This is a genomic window from Sphingobacterium sp. SGR-19 (assembly GCF_011043555.1).
Taxonomy (GTDB): Bacteria; Bacteroidota; Bacteroidia; order Sphingobacteriales; family Sphingobacteriaceae; genus Sphingobacterium.
Window position 1 is genome coordinate 57,888 of record NZ_JAAKGS010000003.1, and the last position, 24,421, is coordinate 82,308.

Annotated in this window: 21 protein-coding genes; 17 read left to right on the top strand and 4 right to left on the bottom strand. The window is 40.8% G+C overall.

Annotated features, from left to right (window positions below; genetic code table 11):
* Positions 1-57: 57 nt before the first annotated feature.
* The 5 genes from G5B43_RS07730 (at position 58) to gap (ending at position 7,544) form a co-directional block, all read left to right on the top strand.
* Positions 58-1,134, top strand: coding sequence for a mechanosensitive ion channel family protein (locus G5B43_RS07730; protein WP_240904800.1), 1,077 nt, complete (start codon positions 58-60; stop codon positions 1,132-1,134).
* Positions 1,135-1,276: 142 nt separating this feature from the next.
* Positions 1,277-2,491 carry a DUF763 domain-containing protein gene (locus G5B43_RS07735; RefSeq protein ID WP_165294170.1) on the top strand — a complete coding sequence of 405 codons (1,215 nt, stop codon included), beginning with the start codon at positions 1,277-1,279 and terminating at the stop codon, positions 2,489-2,491.
* A 266-nt stretch (positions 2,492-2,757) separates the two neighbouring features.
* Positions 2,758-5,772 carry a protein translocase subunit SecDF gene (secDF, locus tag G5B43_RS07740; protein ID WP_165294171.1) on the top strand — a complete coding sequence of 1,005 codons (3,015 nt, stop codon included), beginning with the start codon at positions 2,758-2,760 and terminating at the stop codon, positions 5,770-5,772.
* A 147-nt stretch (positions 5,773-5,919) separates the two neighbouring features.
* A complete protein-coding gene (locus tag G5B43_RS07745; protein ID WP_165294172.1) occupies positions 5,920-6,513 on the top strand; it encodes a redoxin domain-containing protein in 594 nt (197 codons plus the stop codon).
* Positions 6,513-7,544 carry a type I glyceraldehyde-3-phosphate dehydrogenase gene (gap, locus tag G5B43_RS07750; RefSeq protein ID WP_206367285.1) on the top strand — a complete coding sequence of 344 codons (1,032 nt, stop codon included), beginning with the start codon at positions 6,513-6,515 and terminating at the stop codon, positions 7,542-7,544. The genes G5B43_RS07745 and gap overlap by 1 nt, the downstream gene beginning before the upstream one ends.
* On the opposite strand, the gene G5B43_RS07755 is transcribed toward gap, so the two are convergent.
* On the bottom strand, positions 7,495-8,256 hold the full coding sequence (locus G5B43_RS07755; RefSeq protein WP_240904801.1) for a TIGR02757 family protein: 762 nt from the start codon (positions 8,254-8,256) through the stop codon (positions 7,495-7,497). The genes gap and G5B43_RS07755 overlap by 50 nt on opposite strands.
* A gap of 109 nt (positions 8,257-8,365) precedes the next feature.
* On the opposite strand from G5B43_RS07755, the gene rlmF reads away from it, so the two are divergent.
* A complete protein-coding gene (gene rlmF, locus G5B43_RS07760) occupies positions 8,366-9,271 on the top strand; it encodes a 23S rRNA (adenine(1618)-N(6))-methyltransferase RlmF (RefSeq protein WP_165294174.1) in 906 nt (301 codons plus the stop codon).
* A 16-nt stretch (positions 9,272-9,287) separates the two neighbouring features.
* Here rlmF and G5B43_RS07765 read toward each other — a convergent pair whose 3' ends face one another.
* Entirely contained in the window at positions 9,288-10,652 is a 1,365-nt protein-coding gene (locus G5B43_RS07765; protein ID WP_240904802.1) for an NfeD family protein, read from the bottom strand.
* Between the two features lie 23 nt (positions 10,653-10,675).
* Here G5B43_RS07765 and G5B43_RS07770 point away from each other — a divergent pair, with 23 nt between their 5' ends.
* From G5B43_RS07770 to G5B43_RS07780, 3 genes are read left to right on the top strand one after another with little or no spacing between them, the layout of a single operon-like run.
* Positions 10,676-11,422 carry a hypothetical protein gene (locus G5B43_RS07770; protein WP_165294175.1) on the top strand — a complete coding sequence of 249 codons (747 nt, stop codon included), beginning with the start codon at positions 10,676-10,678 and terminating at the stop codon, positions 11,420-11,422.
* 10 nt (positions 11,423-11,432) lie between these two features.
* On the top strand, positions 11,433-12,353 hold the full coding sequence (locus tag G5B43_RS07775; protein ID WP_240904803.1) for a LysM peptidoglycan-binding domain-containing protein: 921 nt from the start codon (positions 11,433-11,435) through the stop codon (positions 12,351-12,353).
* A 22-nt stretch (positions 12,354-12,375) separates the two neighbouring features.
* The gene (locus G5B43_RS07780; RefSeq protein WP_165294176.1) at positions 12,376-12,999 is read left to right on the top strand and encodes a uridine kinase; all 624 of its coding nucleotides are present in this window, start codon (positions 12,376-12,378) and stop codon (positions 12,997-12,999) included.
* Between the two features lie 210 nt (positions 13,000-13,209).
* Here the strand turns inward: G5B43_RS07780 and G5B43_RS07785 are convergent, their stop codons facing one another.
* Positions 13,210-14,433, bottom strand: coding sequence for an MFS transporter (locus G5B43_RS07785; RefSeq protein WP_165294177.1), 1,224 nt, complete (start codon positions 14,431-14,433; stop codon positions 13,210-13,212).
* 132 nt (positions 14,434-14,565) lie between these two features.
* On the opposite strand from G5B43_RS07785, the gene G5B43_RS07790 reads away from it, so the two are divergent.
* The 8 genes from G5B43_RS07790 to G5B43_RS07825 all read left to right on the top strand — a co-directional run bounded on the left by G5B43_RS07790 (position 14,566) and on the right by G5B43_RS07825 (position 23,572).
* Positions 14,566-15,000 carry a transposase gene (locus G5B43_RS07790; protein WP_165294178.1) on the top strand — a complete coding sequence of 145 codons (435 nt, stop codon included), beginning with the start codon at positions 14,566-14,568 and terminating at the stop codon, positions 14,998-15,000.
* 2 nt (positions 15,001-15,002) lie between these two features.
* Entirely contained in the window at positions 15,003-15,647 is a 645-nt protein-coding gene (locus G5B43_RS07795) for an SCO family protein (protein ID WP_165294179.1), read from the top strand.
* Between the two features lie 7 nt (positions 15,648-15,654).
* A complete protein-coding gene (locus G5B43_RS07800) occupies positions 15,655-16,080 on the top strand; it encodes a c-type cytochrome (RefSeq protein WP_165294180.1) in 426 nt (141 codons plus the stop codon).
* A 235-nt stretch (positions 16,081-16,315) separates the two neighbouring features.
* A complete protein-coding gene (locus G5B43_RS07805; protein ID WP_165294181.1) occupies positions 16,316-16,891 on the top strand; it encodes a TetR/AcrR family transcriptional regulator in 576 nt (191 codons plus the stop codon).
* Between the two features lies 1 nt (position 16,892).
* Positions 16,893-18,233, top strand: coding sequence for a TolC family protein (locus tag G5B43_RS07810; protein WP_240904804.1), 1,341 nt, complete (start codon positions 16,893-16,895; stop codon positions 18,231-18,233).
* A 38-nt stretch (positions 18,234-18,271) separates the two neighbouring features.
* Positions 18,272-19,405 (top strand): efflux RND transporter periplasmic adaptor subunit, encoded by a 1,134-nt coding sequence (locus G5B43_RS07815; protein WP_165294183.1) that lies wholly within the window; start codon positions 18,272-18,274, stop codon positions 19,403-19,405.
* Between the two features lie 80 nt (positions 19,406-19,485).
* Positions 19,486-22,659 carry an efflux RND transporter permease subunit gene (locus G5B43_RS07820; RefSeq protein WP_165294184.1) on the top strand — a complete coding sequence of 1,058 codons (3,174 nt, stop codon included), beginning with the start codon at positions 19,486-19,488 and terminating at the stop codon, positions 22,657-22,659.
* A 202-nt stretch (positions 22,660-22,861) separates the two neighbouring features.
* Complete coding sequence (locus tag G5B43_RS07825; protein ID WP_165294185.1) at positions 22,862-23,572, top strand: glycoside hydrolase family 16 protein; 711 nt, start codon at positions 22,862-22,864, stop codon at positions 23,570-23,572.
* A 73-nt stretch (positions 23,573-23,645) separates the two neighbouring features.
* Here the strand turns inward: G5B43_RS07825 and G5B43_RS07830 are convergent, their stop codons facing one another.
* Complete coding sequence (locus G5B43_RS07830) at positions 23,646-24,359, bottom strand: class I SAM-dependent methyltransferase (RefSeq protein ID WP_165294186.1); 714 nt, start codon at positions 24,357-24,359, stop codon at positions 23,646-23,648.
* Between the last annotated feature and the right edge of the window lie 62 nt (positions 24,360-24,421).

Consider the following 24,421-nt stretch of genomic DNA (forward strand, 5'->3'; position numbering starts at 1 on the left):
ACCACCGTTATATTCAGTGTAACACTATATGGTAGTATCTATAAAATCTTAAGCATCATGATGACAGAAAAATTGGTCCATCTATCACAAACAATGCCTAGTTGGTTATGGAACTTTATGCTCATTTTGCTGTCGATCTTTCTCGGATTCCTCATCAAGGCGCTCCTCATTCCTTTAGTCCGAAGGGCAGCGGTTGCCCAAACGTCATATTCTTTATTCCGATCGTTCGTAAAGCACTTCAACCAGATTTTGAGCGTTTTCATCCCTTTACTTTTATTCAACGGCCTACTGCCGATTACGCGACTAAATTCAGCCACCCATCAAATTTTATCTGCGGCTGCAGAGATCTTACTGGTTGTTTGTTTTGCTATCATCCTGATAAGAGCTATCAAAGTGTTCGAAGATTATCTATACCATCGGTTCGACGTAAACAAGGAAAACAACCTTCGCGAACGGAAAATACGGACACAGATCGTATTTATCCGAAAACTCGTTATAACGATTATCATCATTGTCACTCTGGCGATTATTCTTCTTAGTTTCGAGAGCATGCGTAAGGTCGGCGCCGGCCTATTGACCGGGGTCGGTATAGGAGGTATTATCATAGGATTTGCTGCACAGAAGTCTTTAGGTAATCTTTTAGCTGGTTTTCAGATAGCATTTACGCAGCCTATCCGTATGGACGACGTATTGGTTGTAGAAGGGGAATGGGGTAAAGTTGAAGAAATTAACCTTACCTATGTAGTCGTCAATATATGGGATAAACGCCGTTTAGTGCTTCCAATTAATTACTTTATTGAAAAGCCTTTTCAAAATTGGACAAGAACAACGGCTGAAATACTGGGGACTGTTTTTATTTATACCGATTTTACGGTTCCAGTACAGCTACTGCGTGACAAACTAACTGAACTTCTTGAGAGCCATCCGCTGTGGGATCGAAAGGTCAACGTTTTACAGGTCACGGATCTTAAAGAACGGACGATGGAAATCCGATGTTTGATGAGTTGCCGTAACTCGGGGCAGGCTTTTGATCTCCGATGCTTTGTGAGGGAACAGATGATTGACTATATCCGAACCCAATTTCCAGAGAGTTTATCCAAGACGCGGGTTGCTTACGTGCCGCAACAAGACTAATAAGTTCAAATTTGTGCGTGTATTTACTGTTGATATAAGTTCTTTTTATAGTCGTTTTCTTGACAGCTAACAAAAATGACTAAATGAAACATTATTGAATACAATGGATTTTGTCTAAATTTGCACTAAACAATTTAGCAAAATGAAACGGTCAGGAACAGCAGATCTCCCCTTACACTATGGAAAAGTTCCACCGTGGCTGTATGAACGCATGTCTGCTTTAGGATTTTCGATAATCGAAGCCATTTTGATCGATTATGGTAAAGAGGAAGTCTTACGGAAATTAGCCGATCCATTTTGGTTCCAAAGCTTTGGGGCTGTGATGGGCATGGATTGGCATTCCTCTGGAATTACCACGTCGGTCATGGGCGCTCTAAAACGCTCTATAAATCCGGCAGCATCATCGCTAGGAATCTACATATGTGGGGGTAAGGGCAAGCTCTCGCGCGATACGCCTACGGAACTGCTACGGATTGCCGATCGAACAGGGTTAGCGGGTGATCAGCTTGTGAATGCTAGCAAATTGTCCGCCAAAGTAGACAACACAGCCATACAGGATGGTTATCAATTATACCTGCACAATTTTATTGTCGCGGACAACGGGAGCTGGGCAGTCGTGCAACAAGGTATGCATGATCGAGACGGCACTGCCAGAAGATACCATTGGCACTCGGAAAATCTAAAATCATTTATTGAAGAACCACATACGGGCATCAATGGAATTCCACAGGGACACATATTAAATCTTACGGCTACAGAAGCTGCCAATAGCCGGAAGGGTATCCTAAATATTTCACGTGAGGATTCGGTAAAGGTTATACAGGATTTTGCTCGCTTGATCTTGCCCGGGCACCATGATGTCAATTCTTCTGATGTAGACCTTAAAAAATTGGGCGCACTACTCTACGTAACTCGTGAATTACAGCCCAATACGTTCGAGGATCTTTTAATGCTGCAAGGTGTAGGGCCACGCACGATGCAGTCCCTCGCGCTGGTAAGCGAAGTGATACACGGCGCTCCGTCAAGGTTTCAGGATCCCGCCCGTTTCTCGTTCGCACACGGAGGCAAAGATGGCCATCCTTTCCCTGTACCAATCGATATCTATGACGATAGCATACAAGTTTTGCGGAAAGGCATCGAAAAATCTAAACTTGGTAATACCGACAAATTAAAGGCGATCAGTAAATTACACAAAATCGTGCTGCAAGCGGAAGCCAATTTTACGCCAAAATTTGATGTACAGCAAGTTATAGAGCAAGAGCGTAAAAATTCATGGAAATATGGTGGAAGGACAGTTTTTGGGAAGCTCAAAAAACCTGCTCCACTTATGCCGGGATGTCAGCTTTCTTTGTTCTAACTATAATATTTCCCTATCCCCTATCATCCATGAAAATCAAGATCACATTAGAGAATTTGGCGAGCGCTCCTGGGCTCTTCTATGTGCCAACAACAATTTTATAAAAGTTCCTTTACTTTTCAAATTGTAATTTTTGTTTGCATAAGTATGCGAATTTGTTTTCTTTCTACAAAATTTTTATACCTTTGCGAATCTTGGTTAAGTATTATTAAGCTAAATCGCAAATAAGATTATATAAACTACAAACAAATACACGAAGACAGACAATGCAGAGTAAAGGGCTGATTAAATTTTTGGTGGTAGTGGTGTCAATAGCATGCCTCTATTCCCTATCATTCACATTTGTTACAAGAAAAGTAGAACGAGACGCTGCGGAATATGCGAAAGGCGATATGGCCAAAGAAAAGGCATATCTGGATTCCATAGCTGGTGAGGAAGTTTACAATTTAGGATTAGCTAAGTTCACTTACAGAGAGGCTAAGGCACATGAATTAGCACTGGGTCTCGACCTTAAAGGTGGGATGAACGTCACAATGGAAATATCATTGGACGAACTCATAAGGAATTTGGCAAATAACCCAAAAGATGAAAACTTCAATAAAGCGCTTGAATCTGCTGTTCAAAAGAGTAAATCCGTAAACAGAGGTGTGGTAGAACTCTTCGTCGAAGAATATAAAGCTTCGGGAGCAGGAACACCTTTAGCGACTTTCTTCGCGACAACAGACAATGCCTCCCTTATTAAAGGAACTAGCTCGGACAACGAAGTACGTAGCTTCTTAAATAAAGAGGCGGACAATGCTATCGAAAATTCGTTTAAAGTATTACGTACGCGTATCGATAAATTCGGTGTTGCGTCACCAAACATCCAGATTCAGCAAGGCACTAACCGTATCTTGATTGAATTGCCGGGAGTAAACGATCAAGAACGTGTGCGCAAACTCCTGCAGGGTTCGGCCAAGCTGGAATTTTATGAAACACATGATAATTATCAGGTATATCCATTGCTGGAAAACCTTAATAATATTTTGGCTAACTCGCTAAAATCCTCGGCATCATCGACCTCAGCTTCGGCTACAACGGTTTCAAACGATTCGACTGTTACAGATAGTACGGCTAAAGTCAATGATGACAATTTACTAGCTAATTTAGGGGCTGCTCCTAAAGATAGTACTGATACTGCTGGAATCTCTGCGGAACTAGCAGCAAGCAATCCGTTGTTTGCAGTTTTGAACCCTGCCACGTATATGGAGCAAAATGGCCAACCAAACCTAACTCCAGGTGCGATGGTTGGTATGGCGAACCTAAAAGATACGGCTCGCGTTAACGAATACCTAAATCGTCCGGAAGTTAAAGCTAACATCCCTGGGAATTTAAAATTCTTATGGTCTGTGAAGCCCGAACAAAGAACACCAAACTTCCTTTCCTTATATGCGATCAAAACATCGGGTCCCGAAAATGGACCAGTCTTAACGGGTGATGTCATTACAGATGCACGGGATGATTTTAATGAAAAGAATCAACCGGTTGTTTCCATGTCTATGAATACCGAAGGGGCTCGTCAATGGCGGAGGATTACAGCGCAAGCGGCACAGAATAACAACGCTGCCATTGCGATCGTACTAGATGGTGTGGTATACTCTGCCCCCGGCGTAAACGAGGAAATTCCAAACGGAAATTCTTCTATATCCGGTAATTTTACGATTGAGGACACAAAAGACTTAGCTAATGTTTTAAAAGCTGGTCGTCTTCCGACTACGGCGAAAATTGTAGAGGAGGCAATAGTTGGCCCGTCACTGGGACAGGCAGCTATTGATGCCGGCGTAAATTCTTCTGTTATTGCTTTAATCGTGGTCATGGCATTCATGGTTGTATATTATAATCGTGCTGGTTTAGCAGCGAATATCGCCGTATTGTTTAACGTATTCTTCTTGATGGGAATCTTGGCCTCGCTAAACGCGGTACTGACGTTACCTGGTATTGCCGGTATCGTGTTGACCATGGGAACCGCGGTAGACGCCAACGTTTTGATATACGAACGAATCCGAGAAGAACTGGGATTGGGCAAATCCATCCGACAAGCAATTGCCGACGGTTATAAAAATGCCATGCCTTCCATCCTAGACTCTCAAATAACAACATTCCTCGTAGGTCTTGTATTATTTTTCTTTGGTAGCGGGCCTATCTTAGGATTTGCCACGACGTTGATGATTGGTATCATTACCTCATTGTTTACGTCTATCTTTATTTCTCGCTTGATTTTCGAATACATGTTGTCCAAGGATTGGAAAATATCGGTATCATTTCCTTGGTCTGCAAATACGTTAAAAAATGCAAATTTTAAATTTATTAAAAAACGGAAGCTATATTATGGCATCTCCGTTATCGCTTCTATAATCTCTATTGCGGCAATCCTTACCAAAGGCTTCACGTTAGGCGTTGATTTCAGCGGCGGACGTACCTACACTGTAGCTTATGAAAAAGCGGTTGATTTAGAGGACGTACGTCAAAACCTTGACGAAGTATTTGGTTTGACAACTGAGGTCAAAACTTTTGGTAGCGAAAATCAAGTTCGCGTTACAACAACATACCATATAGAGGAAACAAGTGATGAAGCGGATGCAGAAGTATTAGCAAAATTGAACGACGGACTGTCCAAAATTGACGGCAATAGCTACGAGATCCTATCTTCGCAAAAAGTAGGTCCAAGTATCGCAACCGATATAAAAGATAGAGCGATATGGTCGGCTGTATTCTCCGTATTAATTATTGCTGGCTATATTTTAGTACGTTTCCAAAAATGGCAGTATTCTATCGGTGCTGCAATATCAACTATCCACGATGCGATTATTTTATTGGGTCTTTTCTCTATTTTAGATGGTATTGTTCCATTCTCATTAGATATAGACCAGCATTTCGTGGCAGCAATCTTAACCGTCATTGCTTATTCCGTAAATGATACGGTAGTTGTATTCGACCGTTTACGGGAATACTTGAATAAACCTTCTGCACACAAGGAAAATTTTGGTGATACGATTAATAACGCGATCAACTCCACCTTAAGCCGCACCATCATTACATCATTGACCATCATCTTTGTGTTGGCTGTATTGTTTGTTTTTGGTGGAGAGGTAATCAGAGGATTTTCTTTCGCCATATTAATTGGTATAGTAGTGGGTACTTATTCCTCTATTTTCCTTGCTGCGCCTTCTGTTTATGATCTTAGGAAAGGCAAAAATGCTGTAGAGCAAAAGCCAGAAAAAGCGAAAGTGATTACTCCCTAGCATATACAACTATCTTGTTAACGACTCAAAAGGCTTCTAATTGTCAGAAGCCTTTTTTTTAACTCATCATTTTATCATCATTTAATCATTTCGACTAGTTGATTGACACAATTTTTCCTAGCTTTGGTGCGCAAATATAATTGTAGAATGAAATTTTTGATCACTAGTATCGCTATCAGCACATGCGCCTTATTCAGTGCATGCCAGTCTAACAACAATGATGCAGGAAATGCACAGCATACGACAGACCACCAAGTGGACCAACACGAACGACAAGCCGCTACAACCTCACAGCCAATCGTACCCATGGCAAAAGAACCTGCTAAGCAGTTGCCGGACTTTAAATTCTACAAAGTCAAGTCAGGGATAGGATTTACGAATGAGGATATACCTGCCAACAGAAATACGGTATTTATCCTTTTCGATCCAAGTTGTGGTCATTGTCAACAAGAGACTGGACTTTTAGCTAAGAATTATGAAAAACTAAAAGACGTCAACCTGTATTTCATTTCCATGAATGATCCTTCACTTATGGCTTCATTTCTGGAAACTTTCGCCAAAGGGCTTGTCGACAAACCGAATGTCGAAGTGTTGTATGATAGAAACCAAGAATTTATTCAAAAATTCCATGTGCCTGCACAATTTCCAGCAAATTACATATACGGGGCAAACGGTGCTTTGAAAAATAACTGGGACGGAGAAAAGGATATTGATTTTGTCATAGCTGAGTTTATAAAATAATGAATGTAGCGATAAACGGCTTTGGGAGGATTGGGCGCAATACGTTACGCAATATCTATCGCCGAGGGCTCCAAAAGGAAATCAGAATTGTTGCTATCAACGATTTGACCGATACTGCTACGTTAGCCCATTTGCTAAAATATGACTCCGTCCATGGACCATTCCCATTTACAGTTCATCATGATGCAGAGCATCTTTATGTCGGGGATCAATCTATCAAAGTATTAAAAGAAAAAGATCCTTTACAGCTCCCTTGGAGTGTAATGAGCGTCGATATGGTGATCGAGTCAACGGGTGTTTTTACCAGTAGAGAAAAAGCCTCTTTACATTTGAAAGCCGGCGCGACACAAACTATCATATCAGCTCCTTCACCCGACAAAGAAGTTCCGACTGTCGTTTTGGGTGTCAACGATCTGACATTTGATTGGCAGACTCCCCTATTTTCAAACGCCTCCTGTACCACCAATAATGTCGCTCCTTTGGTGAAGATTTTGGATGAGAATTGGGGCATTAATGATGGCTACATTACTACTGTACATTCGATGACAGGAGATCAAAATCTACACGATGCTCCTCATAGGGACTTACGTAGGGCACGCGCAGCATCCTCATCGATTATACCGACAACAACAGGTGCTGCAAAAGCAATTACCAATGTGTTCCCGCATCTAGAGGGAAAACTGGGGGGGGCAGGTATACGCGTTCCTGTGCTCAATGGTTCATTAACCGATTTTACCTGTACGCTAAAGAAACAGACAACAGTAGAAGAAATCAACACTAAATTTAGAGAAGCGGCAGTAGACTCCTTAAAAGGCATTCTTTGTTATACAGAAGATCCTATTGTCTCTGTAGACATCATCAATAATCCATATTCTTGTATTTTTGATGCACAGCTTACTTCCATTGTTGGCGGATTAGTAAAAGTCGTAGGGTGGTATGATAATGAGTTTGGGTATTCCAATAGATTGGTGGATTTATTGGTTAAAGTTCACCTAATACCCCAATACCAAACAATGCAAAATCATATTTAACGGGATCTTCAGGATCGAAGCGCTTTAAATTTTCCGTCAATTCTACAGCGGTTTTCCAATTCACCTTATCGGACGTAATCAATCCGAATTTACGGGCAACGCGTTCTACATGAACATCACAGGGACAGATAAGATCACGGGGTTTTATTCGATTCCATATACCAAAATCTACACCTTTATCGTCTTGGCGAACCATCCAGCGCAGGAACATATTTAAACGTTTGCAGCTGGATTTTTGCATAGGAGAACTGATATGTTTTTTGGTACGAATGGGATGATCGGGTAACGAGAAAAAATAAGCTTTAAATTCATTCAGGCTTCGCTCCATCGAAAAAGGTTTATTCAATTGATTACCAATTAGAAAAGCATCTTCTAATGAAGCGAAATGGCGGTAATGGAATTGCAAAAAAGAAACAAAATATAACAAATCGGTATCATTAAAAGTACGGTGCTTGAATCCTAAAAGGTTTTTCAAGTCCTCTTCTTTATGTCCTATGATGAATTCCGAAGGCTGTCCGCCAAACCGTTCGATTAATTCTGTGCATTTATTAATAATGGTTTTGCGCTGCCCCCAAGCTAAAATAGCGGCGAAGAAACCCATAATCTCGATGTCCTGCTTCTTGGCAAACAAATGAGGAATACATATCGGGTCATTTTCAATAAATGCAGGCTGGTTAAAGGACGCTACTTTGTCGTTTAAAAATTGCTTCATGTCGAAGTCTGCCATGTGCTTGATATCTATGTTCTAATTTGTATATAAAGATACCCTTTTCACAAATACACGCAATAATTTAAATACCTTTGCATTAAATTACAAGTATATGGATTCTAAAAAGAAGAAGAACGTATTGCATCCCAGAAATATACATCAATCCGGTTATGATTTTCCTCAGCTAACAGAAGCAAATCGGGGATTTAAAGATTATATCATCGAAACTGAATTTGGTACGGTATCGATCGATTTTGCTAACCCGAAAGCAGTCATTGAGCTCAATAAAGCACTCTTAAAAGCTTACTATAACATACAAAACTGGTCTATTCTGAAAAATAGCCTCTGCCCTCCTATTCCAGGGCGAGCAGACTATATACACTATGTTGCCGACCTTCTTGCAGCTGATAACGACGGTGTTATCCCAACCGGGGCTCAAATAAATGTTTTGGATATCGGAACAGGATCTTCCGTCATCTATCCTATTTTGGGCGAACGGACATACGGCTGGAAATTCCTAGGAACTGATATCGACATTGCTGCACTCAATCATGCGCGCTCTTTAGTCAAAACCAATGAGGGATTGTCGCGGAAGATCGTATTTCAACTGCAGGAAAACCGGGAACACATTTTCGAGGGTATTTTGAACAAAGAAGATTATTTCGATCTAGTAGTTTGCAATCCTCCCTTTTTTGCTTCGCGGGAAGAAAATTGGCAAAAAACGACCAAAAAATTTCACAATGTACATAAAGGTGAAGAAGCGCTTCCGGTACAAAACTTTGGTGGACATCCCAACGAGCTCTGGTGCAAAGGTGGTGAAAGAAAATTTGTACGCGATATGATAAACGAGAGTATGCGATTCAAAAAACAACTAGGTTGGACTACAAGCTTGGTTTCTAATAAAGAAAACTTAAAACCCCTTGTCGCCACGTTGGAATACAACAAAGCATCCCAAGTGGAAGTCATCAACATGATGCAAGGACAAAAGGCTATCCGTATTTTAGCATGGAAATGGTAGTGTAGAGCTTAGGCGCCTACACTTCACTTTTTACCGGCTTATCCCTTAACTTCCGCACGAAAAGACTATAGTTTTCATGTTTTTCAACATATATCTCTTCTCCTACATCGATAAAACCGTCTAGTGCAACGGCATCGTACCACACGCCATCAATCTCAATTTTACCAGCTGGTCTTAGAACCGTCCGAGCAATACCATTTTTATAAAGCAGATTCGTTTTCTGTGGAGAAGACGTATATCCCACATCAGCTTTTTGTTCGTCTTGGAGTACCAATCGCTTAAAGGCAGAAGACCTTAGGATATTTTTCCCGAAAATAACCATTAAGATAATAGAGAGCACCATTGCTCCTGTTACAATTAAAAATGACTCCATCAATAATCCTGGTTTGGCTAATTTAAAATCAAAAAAGTTATTGTCTACCATAGAGAAAGCAAGACCACACAATATACATATTATACCTAATATGCCTGCAATACCAAATCCGGGTATAACAAATATCTCTAACAGCAGCAGCGCGACGCCCACGATAAATATCGCAATTTCCCAATGATCAGCTAATCCCTGCAAATACAGTGGCGCAAAAAACAACACACCGCATATAATAGCGACCACGAGTGCAAAACCGATCCCAGGCGTTTGTAACTCAAAATAAATACCTCCAATGAGCCCTAGTATTAAGAAACCACTGACCATTGGATTAATTAAAAAAGAAATAATACGGTCCACTACGGTAACTTGGTGCTGCACTACCTCAAGATTACCTTTTTCAATTTGTTTGTAGACTTCGCCTACATCACCTACGACGGCCCGAACAATACCTGACTTCACACCTTCTGAAGCCGTTAGTGTCAACAGCTTACCATCAGGTTTCAATTGAGGGATGGAAACTTCGGGATCTACAAACGCTTCCGCTATTTTGGGATCACGTCCTTTCGCCTCCGCCGTAGCACGCATCAACCCGCGCATATAAGATTGATATTTTTCCGGCATAATCTCCCCGCTTTGGTTGACAACGCTCGCCGCCCCCATACTTCCCCCTTTTTGCATAAAAATCTCATCCGAGGCCAATGAAATCAGCGCTCCTGCCGAAGCGGCATTGTTGTTGATGTACACCACCGTATGCATAGTGGAGCCTAAAAGCTTAGTACGTATGGAATCCGCAAAATTTACCGCTCCGCCAAATGTATTCAATTCTATTAAAAACGTCTCAGCTTGGAGCTCTATTGCTTTCTGATGCGCCAAATTGACGGTTCGCCATGCGTTTGGGCCAATATTTTCTTTGATATCCACTTTATATATCTTTTGTGCCGATGCTACAGAAAGCATAACACAAAAAGTTAAAAGAAAAGCAAAAAAGGATTTCGTAATTTTGTTCATCATGAATTCATATTCTTGCGATAGTAATGACTAAATATACGACATTTAAAGCATTTGAAAAAAACTTTCCTTATCAAATATGGAAAATTGTTGCAGATGCAGCCTCCCGACAAATCGCGGTTGAACTCCGTGACAACGAGACGACGTGCGCCGTACTTTATGTCTTTGATTTTGAAGGGAAAGAGATGCTAGTAAATAAACAAATAGATGAGAAAGAATGGACATTGGAGGCTATCCAACATCATACCATCATTCTGAAACGTGTTGGTGACACAAAACCAGTGAAAGAGGGTATTTTATTTTTAGATATAGCAGGCACTCCCCGACGTCTATGGCAAGAATACACTTGGGTAGATACCTACCACGGTGTTATCAAAATGAGGCATCGTAATTTCCAAAGTGGTTTTGAAGAATATATCGATATAGAAACACTGAAAAAGACTTCTGAGGCAAGAAGAATGCAAGACTATTCCAGTGCGATCAAAATGCCTGTTCCTTATAGCGGTCCCTTACCTTCCTATCTACTGCACTCGGCTATACAAGATCTGCCTTGGATCAGCCGTTCAGCAGATCGTATACTTTGGTCATATCACATCAAGGAGAATGACCATTATCGTTTAAACCTTGCTATCGCCGATACATCCAATTTATTATGGACACAATCTCTATTATCGGATATGCCCAAGATGATTCCACAGCCCTACTTTCAAATAGAAAATCAAATATTTTTAATGTCATATAATAAACGGAAAATTGTTTCGTATTTAGTATAATTGTAAATATATGGGAAAAACAAAAGCTTTTTCGACCACTATAAAATTAGGTGTCATGGGGATATTATGCGCCCCCCTTTTTTTGATAGCCAAATCTGTTGATTATAACGTTAATGAACCCTTTACGGTATCCATTGCACCAGATTCAGTCGGTATGGAAGTCGTAAACGGTGAAATAAATATTATCCACCGTATTGAGCGAAAAGAAACATATTATGCGTTGAGCCGTCGATATAATATTCCGGTAAATCGTATTATGGAAGTGAACAATAAAAAGAGTCTTAGACCCGGCGATACGGTAAAAGTTCCGACTGGCCGACAAGAAGTTCCGTCAACAGTAATTTCTTCATCCACTCCTGCCAAGAAAGACCAACAGCAGGGACAACCTAAAGTGTTAACTGCATATAAAGTGGGGAAGAGTGAAACCTTGTACGCAATCTCCAGAAGATTTGGCACGACCGTGGAGGCCATCAAAAAAATGAATGAACTTCGGTCGGACTCTCTTCGGAAGGGTATCACCTTAAAAATTCCCAATGCAGATTATCGGGAGCCCATTCCAAAAGCTCCAGAACAGCCTATCGCTATCGATACATCATCCGCAACCGAATTAACACCGGAGCAGATCATTGCAGCAAATCGATACGGTATCCGTGAAAAACAAGAAAAAGGCATCGGTGTTTGGATCAATGATCTCGAAACGGATGGTCAAAGTAACCTCGCTCTTCATAAAACCGCTCCTATCGGCACCATCTTAAAAATCACCAATCCAATGACACGGAATGTTACATACGCAAAAGTAGTGGGAAAATTCACAGACACATCGGAAACAAAAGATGCCATTGTGGTGCTATCAAAATCAGCTGCTGCTTATATCGGTGCGCTTGATAGAAGATTTTTGATTGAAATAGCGTATGGAGTACCTTTACGGTAATTAAATTCAATAAGGTATATAGATGGACAAACCATATGTTATCGGTATCGCGGGCAGCAGCGGATCAGGTAAAACATTCTTTCTGAAACGCTTTCTTGATCATTTTCAACCCGATCAAGTCACCCTTATTTCTCAAGACGACTATTATATTCCTGCAAATACCAAAACAAAGGAAGAAAACCGTTTATATAATTTTGACCAGCCTACCGCTATTAATCGAGAATCTTTCTTTCACGATATAAAACAGCTTTTCGGTGGACATACCGTTTATCGGCAGGAGTATACCTTTAATAATCCCGACATTACCCCTAAAATTCTCGAAATTAAACCAGCTCCGATTCTTATTGTAGAGGGATTGTTTATTTTTCATTATGAGGAGGTGAATGAGCTATTGGATTATCGAATTTTTCTCGATGCAGAAGAATCTGTTGCACTGGAAAGAAGGCTGCGACGAGATCTTATCGAAAGAGGATATGATCACGACGATGTTATGTACAAATGGATAAATCATGTCGTGCCAGCCTATGAACAATATTTAGTTCCGTTTAAATCAATATGCGATTTGGTTATTATCAATAATACCGACGACCCCAAAATCATCGATGAAGCTGCGCGTGAAATTTCGGTTGAACTTAAAATTATTTAAATTCAATCTAAACAATTATCTTTGTACCTGAGATGGAGAAGATAATGAACTCGTTATTTTATATAGAAGATGGGAATTCCTTTTTTGACGAAATAAAAAAGGGAATAAACAGCAACCCAGATTTGGGATGTTGTGTCTTTAAAAAATGCTGTAAAAAATACAAACGGGGCAAACGTTGCAAGAAATGTCCGAAACGATAATTTTTGCGCACTACTCTTCCATATAATTTAAATCCTTATCGAAACTCTCTTCCAGCCTGGTCAAAGCGAAAATTGCAATTATAGACAATAGTATCGTAACAGCCATCGCCGCGTAAAGTATCCCCATTTTTGATACGAGCCAACCATATAAGAGTGTCGATGGGATCAACGCCCCCCTTACAAAATTAGGTGCTGTGGTAGCCACGGTAGCACGTAGATTCGTACCAAACTGTTCGGCAGAAATAGTAACAAATGTAGCCCAATATCCTACGCCAAGCCCTAATAAGAAAGCCAGTAACAAAAACTTATTTTCTGATATCCCCGTACTAGATAAGTACCACACGGCGAATAAAATAATTAACATTTGACAGATAAAGACCACTTTTTTTCTCGATTTGAACCACTGTGCCAATAAGCCTGCCAAGACATCGCCCAATGAAATCCCGAGGTAAGTGAACATCACGCCCTTACCTGCACTCAACGGTACTTCACTTTGTAAAGCTCGTCCGATTTCGGGCGCCTGCGTGACCAGAACTCCCACGACAAACCAGATAGGCAGCCCAATACAAAGGCAATATAGATATCGAAGGAAGCGCTCCTTCTTGGTGAACAACATTAATAAATTTCCTTTTACCGCATTTTGGTTATCTTGTTTTTTAAATAACCCAGATTCAAACGTTCCGACACGCAGCAACAAAAGGCAAAGCCCCATACCGCCGCCGACAAAATAAGCCGTTCTCCAGTCAAACCATTCGGAGACATAATAGGCCAATATCGCACCTAATACGCCCAATCCTGCTACGATCATCGTGCCGTATCCACGTTTTCCTTTGTCCATACTTTCACTCACCAATGTAATCCCTGCGCCCAATTCTCCAGCAAGTCCTATACCCGCGACGAAGCGAATCCATGCATAGGTATTTACATCTTGAACAAAGCCGTTATATATGTTAGCCAGGGAATAGAGTACTATAGATCCGAAAAGCACCTTTAGTCGTCCGAACTTATCGGCAATAATACCCCAGATAATTCCGCCGAGCAGCAAACCCGCCATTTGCATGTTCAAAACAAACTCTCCATTGGACCGCATTTGCTCTTCCGGAATACCAATGTCCTGAAACGATTGTACCCGCACGATGGAAAAAATAATTAAATCATAAATATCCACAAAATAACCGAGTGATGCTACCAAGACCAGCAGCCATACTTTACCAGGTTTAGGGCTATTTTCCATAATAATTTAGCGTTGAGCGCGCAATTTACAATCTTTTCCATTTATTACAAGAATTAAACAATCATAATCCGCTTAAATATTGCCGGAGTCCTATATTTGTAACCAGAACATCAACAATAAAAAACGAACATAATGAAAAAGTTCACTTTAGGTACCTTAACATTCGGTGTATTCCTTGCGAGTGCTTGCCAAAATACCACCGGACAAAACGAAGAAGCAGAAAAGCTAGCAAAACAGGCCATAGAAATACATGACGAAATCATGCCTCAGGTTTCTAACTTCAACAAACATGAAATTCTGATCGACTCTTTATTACAAAACCTATCTGTATTAAAGACCGTAGATGCAAATCTCGATACTGTGGAAGCCAGAGAAAAATTCCATACATTGAAAACAAACCTGGAATCTGCTACAGATAAAATGATGGTTTGGATGAAAGAATACGCTGCAGATAGTACGGACGTAAATTATCAAAAGACTGAAGTGGAACGTATTTCGGATTTGAAAACGGAGTTTGAACAGGTGAAATATGAAGCAGAGAGCTTACTGGTCTCCTTTAAAAAATAACCATGAAGCTTAATCTCAAAACGTACCTAAGCGCATTTGCACTTTCTGCCACTTTCTTCGCTTGTTCGGGAACAAGTGAAAAGAAATTACCCATCATCGGCGAGCGGGAGACAGAAGAGCGGATCGTAGACGGCAAAACGATGGTTGATACGATTTATCACCAGATTCCAGCGTTTACTTTTATCAATCAGGACAGTGTAGAAATCACAGATAAGAATTTTGACAACAAAGTGTATGTTGCCAATTTCTTTTTCACGCATTGCCCAAGTATCTGCCCGACTATGCAACGCAATCTGTTAAAAGTATATGAAAAATACAAAGGTGATGAACGGGTTGCATTTTTATCCCACAGTATAGATTTTAAATACGATTCGCCAAGCGTACTCAAATCTTATGCACAAAAATTAGGTGTTACGAACGAACAATGGCAATTCGTAACAGGCAATAAAAAGGATATTTATGGCATCGCCGACAAATATCTCGTGTATACGAAGGAAGATGAAAATGCGCCGGGTGGCTATGACCATCAAAGTTATCTGGTATTAGTGGATCCGCAAAAACGTATCCGTGGTGCTTACGACGGAACAAATGACGAACAGGTTGCCCAGCTCTTCGACGACTTAACGATCTTGTTGAAAGAACAATAATGAATACATGCGAAATACGATATTTTCATTAGCAGGAATAAGCATATTTCTTGGTATGCTTATTTTTTCTTGTCAACCCAATGTGAGTATCGAGACAGCACAATATGCTGTAAACGGTCAGAAGCTTTATACCACCCATTGCCAGAGTTGCCATGGTTCCAAAGGCGAGGGACTGGGGATGCTCTATCCCCCATTGACAGACACAACATATTTACAACAAAACAGAGAAAAACTGGCATGCATCGTCAAAAATGGCATGACAGGCCCTGTTGAGATTGGTGGAAAAACCTTTGAAGGTGACATGCCTGGAAACCCGCAGCTGACTAACGTCGACATCGCGTATATATTGACATACATTACTACTACATTCGGAAATAGTACGGAAACCTATACGCAGGAAGATGTGAAAAGCAGTCTAGAAAATTGTCTATAAAAAAGAAGGTTTCCAAACGGGGAGAATGGAAACCTTACTAAACTAACCAATTATAAACCTAAATTATGATAGCACAAATATAAGGCTGATTCCTTGATTACGCAAACAAACTACCCCCGAAATCGCATATTTAACGAAAAATTAACATTAGTGTAATCTTCACACTAAGCATGGTTGTTTATATAACAAATATTTGACATTCGCGACCATGTTTTTTTACTACTTTTGCAACCGAATGAACGTTCAATTGCTAAATAAAAAAGAAGCCATTTTTGAAAGCACGCTCAAGCTCATTAATGAGCATGGTTTTCATGGCACTCCAATGAGTCAGATTGCTGCTCATGCTAATGTGGCGACCGGCACGATTTATCACTATTTTAATTCTAAAGACGAATTGATTTTAGAACTTTTCAAGTACTGTCGGGAAAAAACAAATGAGCATATTTTCAATTTTAACGAAGATTTATCCTATAAGGAGAAGTTCTTTTACATCTGGAACCGTCTTGTGGATTATTATCTGGCACATAAAGAAACTTTTTGGTTTATAGAACAGTTTTATTCTTCCCCATATTATGAGCTCATAAAACAAAAGAAGAGTACGTATTATGGTGTTGACAAAATGCATTTATTCTTTGAAGAAGGTATAAAATCCGGCATTATTCGAAACGTAAGTTTCTATACCTTGATATCTATCTACATCGGGTCGGCTACATCCCATGTCAAGATGGTTACCTATGGGTTTTGTAAAATGCACGTTAAAGGCCGGGAGGATTTAATTGAAATAATTTGGAATGGTGTTAAAAATCAATAATATGAATTTTAAAAAAGTTGCGTTATCGTTATTTCTTGCGTGCTGTGTCGCAGGATACGCACAAGCACAGTCTGTTAATAATTCGGAATCGGAGAAACTCAACAGCGAAGCAACACTGGACGAGCTAATTGACTATGCGCTGCGCAATAAAATTGAGTTAAAACAAGCATACATCGACAAAGAAATCGGAGAGCGGGAAATTGCTTCAGCTTTATCGGGCTGGTTCCCTCAAATCAATGCATCTGCTTCTTTAGTACACAACATTCAATTGCCCGCCATGGTCATTGGAGGCGAAACGATACGAATGGGACAAAGGAATACCAGTACGGTAGGGTTTCAAGCTGATCAAGCGATTCTTAGTCCCGAATTATTTCAAGCATCTCGTGCCGCCAAATATATACGTCAGCAAAACAACTTGAACCTAGAGGACACCAGAATCAACACCGTAGTAGATGTAAGCAAAGCGTATTATGACATCCTTACCTCAGAAGAAACCATTAAGATCGTTAATGAGAATATTGTCCGTTTGAAACGTCAGTACACGGAAGCCAACGCACGCTATGAAACCGGTCTGGTCGATAAAATAGATTATAAAAGAGCGCAAATATCGTTGAACAACGCCAATGCGCAATTAAAATCAGCCAACGAAGCACGCAAATTCAAATATGATTATTTGAAATCTCTTTTAAATATCCCCGCCACAGAAGAAATTTCTTTATCCTTTGTCGATCAATCGTTGGAAGCCAATATTTTACTAGATACTACAGAATTACTGCGTATTGCCAACCGTGTAGAATTCCGACAGTTGGAAACATTGAAAGAGATTCAGAAATTGAATACGCAATACCAGAAATGGAGCTTTATGCCTCGGCTGGGAGCTTATGCCAACTATAATATGAACTATTTCAATAATGAGTTTAGTCAATTATATAGAAACAATATCCCCAGTTCGTCCGTAGGCTTGTCCCTATCTCTTCCCATTTTTACTGGTACAAAACGTATACAGGAAATCCGAAGGTCAGAGCTGGAAGAAGAACGGATCGAATGGGACTTGAAAAATCTGGAAAATGTAATTAGTGCGGAGTATTCGGCTGCTATGGCAAGTTATCGTTCCAATATGAACGAGTGGAGAAATGCGAAAGAAAACATGGAATTGTCCGAAGAAGTCTATAACACCATCAAGTTGCAATATGATGCAGGTGTGAAAACCTATCTAGAGTTAATGACTGCCGAAAGCGATCTTCGAACTACACAATTAAACTACCTTAATGCTTTATATACTGTTCTTTCCAGCAAGTTAGACATTCAAAAAGCATTGGGTACGGTAGACACAACGTTATAAAAAACACCTTATCATTCAACCAAGAAATACACGAAAACATGAATAAGAACTATTTATTTTCTGCATTAATTATAGGTTCTGCATTGTTCTGGCAATCTTGCGGCTCCAAAGACGGAGCAAAGCAACAACAAGGAGCTGCTCCGGGGGAAAGAGCTGTTCCCGTAACGACAACAACCGTTGAGAAACAGATCGTTTCAGGTATCAAAACCTATCCAGCTAGCGTTGTTCCTCTTCAGGAAGCCGATCTGTTGGCAGAAGTATCCGGCTATGTGACGAAAATATATGTAGCGGACGGCGCAACTGTAAAACAAGGACAACCCTTATATGAAATTGACCGTATCCGTTATCAAGCAGCTGTAGATCAAGCAAAAGCCAATTTAGAAATTGCAAGAGCAAATCTTCTACGCGTCGAAAAGGATTTAACACGCTACCAAACACTTGCGGAGCAAGATGCGATTGCAAAACAGACCTTGGACTACGCTTTAACAGATGTAAGCAACCAAAAAGCACAAGTACAAGCGGCACAAGCAGCGCTAACAACTGCGCAGACCAATTTGGGACGATCAATTATACGTGCGCCGTTCAGCGGTGCTGTGGGAATTTCCCAAGTACGTACAGGTGCGTTGGTTTCTCCCGGTACCACACTTCTGAATACAATCAGTGCGATCGACCCTATCGCCGTTGAATTCCAAATCAGCGAAAGGGAGATTTCCGAATTTGCAGCTTACCAGTCCGGCAAATCATCTACCGAAATCAGCGTTTCTTTACCGGATAGAAGCACGTACACCCATGCCGGAAAAATTGCCACCATCGATAGAGCAGTTGATCCTACTACAGGACGATTAAAGGTACGTGCATCATTCAGCAATCCGCAAAACGATTTGCGTGCAGGTATGAACCTCACGATGAATGTGAGGAGCACTTCGGCTACCGAACAATTGGTGATTCCGTTTAAAGCAGTACAGGATCAGTTAGGTGTGTATAACGTATACGTGGTAAACGACAGTAGCCAAGCGGAGATACGTCCGGTGGAGCTCGGCTTAAAACTACAAGATAAAGTGGTAGTCAATTCAGGTGTAGAAGCAGGAGATAGAATTGTTGTCGATGGCATCCTGAATGTACGAAGTGGAGCAAAAGTTGTTGAAAAAGAACCGGAGACAAGTAAGCAGTAACAGGTGATCGGTTAACAGTAGTAAAACAATAAATCACGCGTCACGAACGAAGAGTTACGAATCTCAATAAGAAATAAAAAATGATATCAGAAGTTTTTATAAGAAGGCCCGTCACGGCAATCGTTATCTCTATATTGATTATGATTATAGGTACGATTTCCATCATGACGTTGCCTATCAGTCAATATCCATCTATCGCTCCTCCCACCGTTACAGTAACGGCAAACTATACTGGTGCGGATGCGCAAACCGTTGAACAGACGGTGACAACACCGATAGAAAGCCAGATTAACGGTACGCCGGGCATGATCTACATGTCTTCTAATAGTACATCAAACGGGCAGTCGAGTATTACGGTTACTTTTGAAGTTGGTACAGATATCGATATCGCCACACTCGATGTACAAAATCGTGTCGGCATTGCCGAGCCGGCCTTACCAGAAGCTGTACGTCGTTTAGGGGTAACTACACGTAAAGCGAATACAGACATCTTGATGCTTGTCTCGTTAGTGTCGCCGAACGGAACACGGGATGATAAGTTTTTAGCTAACTATGCGAACTTATACGTTCGCGATGCGATCATGCGGGTTAAAGGTGTGGGTGATGTAACTGCCTTCGGCCAACCCTTCTCGATGCGGATATGGCTCGATGCCAACAAATTAGCCGCATTAAACTTAACTCCCGCAGACGTTTCCAGTGCGATAGCAGAACAAAACTTACGTATGCCAGGTGGTTCCGTGGGTGCTCCACCTCAACACAACTCGCAAGTATTCGAATATCCGGTTATCACTGACTCTGATTTATCTTCTGAAGAGGATTTCGAAGAAATTATCGTCAAAACAAATCCTAACGACGGTTCCATTGTACAATTAAAAGACGTGGCGAGAGTAGAACTAGGTTCATTCGCATATGCTACGACGACAAGGGTGGACGGCATGGTTTCCACCGGGATGATGGTCGCCCAAACACCTGGAGGAAATGCTGTAGAAACAGCGGACGGTATTTACGCGGCATTGGAGAACTTGAAGAAATCCTTCCCCGAAGATGTAGATTACGTTGTGGGATACGAAACAGTTTCTGTAGTCAACGCATCTATCTCCTCCGTTATCCATACGTTGATAGAAGCATTGATATTGGTTACTGTGGTTGTGTTTTTCTTCCTGCAATCTTGGAGGGCAACATTGATTCCCGTACTCGCCATTCCAGTATCCATTGTAGGGACATTTATCTTCTTTACCCTGTTCGGGTTTTCGATTAACAACCTTACCTTGCTGGCGTTCGTATTGGCTATTGGTATCGTAGTGGATGATGCCATCGTGGTCGTGGAGGCTGTGCAGCATTATATCGACCATTACAAGATGGATGCGAAAGAAGCAACTCGACATGCGATGAAAGATATAACCGCTCCGGTAATTGCCATTGGTTTTATCTTGGCTGCCGTATTCGTACCGGTTGGTTTCATTCCCGGAATGGTCGGACAGCTCTACCAACAGTTCGCTATTACGATTGCTGTGTCCGTATTGTTATCTGCCTTTATCGCACTTTCCCTTACACCCGCGTTGTGTTCGATTATGATGAGACCTACCGCGGTCAACAAAGATGCTAAAGGCTTGAATAAATTCTTTTACAAATATAATCTGTGGTTCGATCGTGTCACCTACAGGTATTCTAAAGGCGTAAAAGCTGTTATACGCAAAGCACCATTAGCACTCATTATTCTATTATGCTTATATGTAGGCACCGGCTACATGTTTAGTGTAAAGCCAACAGGGTTTATTCCTACCGAAGATAACGGAATGTTCTTTGCGGGTGTAACTTTACCTGAAGGAGCTTCTGCAAGTCGTACAGCAGCGGTGCTTGACGAAATTGAGGCCGATCTGCGTAAAGATTTTCCAGAAATCAAACATGTCACGCTTATTTCGGGTATTAATATATTAAACCGTTCTTTTAAATCAAATGGAGCGACTTTATTCGTTTCGCTGAAACCGTGGGCTGAACGAACACGAACTGCCGCCGAGGTGACGGGAGCTATTATGGCTAAATATGGCGGGTATGACAAAGCGAGTGTCTTGGCCGTAACTCCTCCGGCTATTCCGGGACTTGGCGCATCGGGAGGTTTCTCTATGATGATACAAGACCATCAAACGGTGGATATCAAACAATTTGAAGGGGTTGTCAGACAATTTTTGGGAGCGGTAAACCAACGTCCGGAAATAGGCATGGCGTACACCCTATTCAACTCGAACTCTCCTAACTTTAAGATTACGGTTAACAGAGAACAGGCAAAAAGAATGGCTGTTCCCGTATCATCGGTTTATAGTACCATTTCTGCCTATTTAGGTTCGGCATATGTAAATGATTTCACGCGCTACGGACGTAATTTCCGTGTGGTCACACAGGCCGATCAAGATTTCCGGATGAACATTGAGGATCTCAATAAGTTATTTGTCAATAATGTCCGAGGGGAATCTGTTCCATTAAGTACACTGATCAGCTGGGACCTGGTACAAAATCCGTCCATCATCAACCACTATAACATTTTTCGAAGTATAGAAGTGAGCGGTTCCGCCGCTCCTGGATATAGCTCCGGAGATGCACTTCGCGCTTTGGAAGAGGTTGCTGCTCAAACTTTGCCTGACGGATATGGATACGATTTTTCCGGTATTTCCTTGCAAGAAAAACAATCTGGTAACATGACGGTCATGATTTTTGCCTTATGTATTGTATTTGTGTTCTTGCTATTGGCCTCCCTTTATGAAAGTTGGTCTGTTCCATTCTCCATTTTATTATCTGTACCTATCGGGGTATTCGGCGCTATCTTGACGTTGTTGTTTATCCCTGCTTTGGATAACAATATTTATGCACAGATCGGTTTAGTCACTATTATTGGTCTGGCATCAAAAAATGCCATTCTTATTGTAGAGTTTGCGAAAGAACGGGTCGATATCGGCATGCCGTTAATGGACGCAACACTAGATGCTGTGAAGTTGAGATTAAGACCGATCATCATGACGTCCTTTGCCTTTATCCTAGGGATTATCCCGTTGATGTTGTCAACCGGAGCCGGCGCCTTCTCTCGCCAAACAATTGGTTGGACAGTGTTTGGCGGCATGAGCGTTGCCACATTGCTGGGAATATTTATCATCCCGGTGCTATTTTACGTAATCACCAGAATGGCTTACGGGAAGAAAAAGCTTGCTGAATTGGAAGCTAATTTCGATCCTGAAAAAGCAAAGAATTTAAGTTCGCATTAATAGAAAAAAAAGAGCTGTCCAGAAAAGGTCAGCTCTTTTTTTTAAACCTCCTAGTCCTGTTTCCAACGTTGTGCGATATAATATATTGTTATATGAATTGCTGACTAAAGAAATAATCACAAAATGCATCTTAAAAACTAAACTTTTTCTACCTTTTAATATGTTATTTCTTTTAAGAAGCTTTAAATTATTTGTATGTATAATGCTATCATCGTCTTGTGCCCCCGATATAAATGAACCCGATAGACAAGTGGTACAAACGGATCGGATAATCAAGTTCTCGGGCTATGACTGGATTGTTCGCACATCGGACGATGAAAGAGTCGGCCCTGGACCGAACTACTTTTCAGATTCGGAAGATAATGTATGGGTTGATGAGAATGGCAGATTACATCTGAAGATTGTGCAGCGCGGGGGTATCTGGTATTGTTCTGGAATAATCCTAAAACAATCTCTAGGTTATGGCCAATATGTTTTTTATCTAGCTAGTGATGTAAGCAAATTAGACCAACATGCTGTAGGAGGCTTGTTTACTTATCTCAATGATGAAGAAGAAATAGATATTGAGTTTTCGAGGTGGTCAGATCCGGAAAACCAAGATTCCCAATTTGCCATACAACCGGCAGATCGTTCCGGCAACAAAGAACGCTATGATTTGAACTTATTAACGGAACATTCGACCCATTCTTTTAATTGGCAACGGGATAGAATCGATTTTTTCAGTCGTCAGGGACACGGCTTATCCGTTGATGAAAACAACCGAATCCATGAATGGACTTACAAAGGAAACGACATTCCATCACATAAAGGCACGGAACGTTTACGACTCAATCTCTGGTTGTTCCGTGGCCAAGTTCCTTCGGATGCTAAGGAACAGGAAATGATCATCGAGAAAGTAGAATTTATAAAGTAATATCAATAAAGGATTTCCGATTTGCTAGACATTTCGGAAATCTTTTATACTTATTTTTAGATTGGATCCTTTATTAATCTGCTTTAAACCCTACAAAAGATGCAAAGCATAAGTGCTTATGTAAAATATCAACTTGTTTAAAGCCAACTTTTTCTAGTAACTGTAGTTGGTACATTAAACTGCGAGGGGAATCTTCTTTTTCGATATAAGCGAATACGTGATCTCTGTATTGTTCGTCTTTCAAATCTGTTAAATATTTCCCATACAGATCATCGTAAATGTAACGTTGTAAGGTGATATCAGCTTGATGAACCAAATCAAATACCCAGACACTACCTCCATCGTTTAGTAAATCGAATAACTTTTTAAATGCGGTTTCCCAGTCCTCATCGTCTCGAAGATGGTGCAATACTGCCGTTGCAATAATCACGTCAAACTTTTTTGTTCCAAAATCAACTGATCTAAAATCACCTTTGAGCGTATTTACTTTACCAGTCGCCACCTCACCTACCCTTTCCAATGCCTTATCTAACATCGGTTGACTTAAATCTAACAACGTGACATCGATATTCGTTATCTTTTGCGATAACTTTACCATATAATTCCCCGCGCCACAACCGATGTCTAATACAGTACCGAGTTTAGGATAACGACGCGAAATAGCTTCCGTTATAAGTTCCATATTAAACGAAGCATCCAATGTCGTCTGCTGCCCGGTTTCCAGCTGAGAAAAACGCTCAACGTCCTTATCAAAACGCTCTTCTATTTCCTGAATGGTGGATTTCATCTTTTTATTTGTTTTAACAAATTCTCTAAATTTGTCAATAATACTAAAAATAATATAAAGCT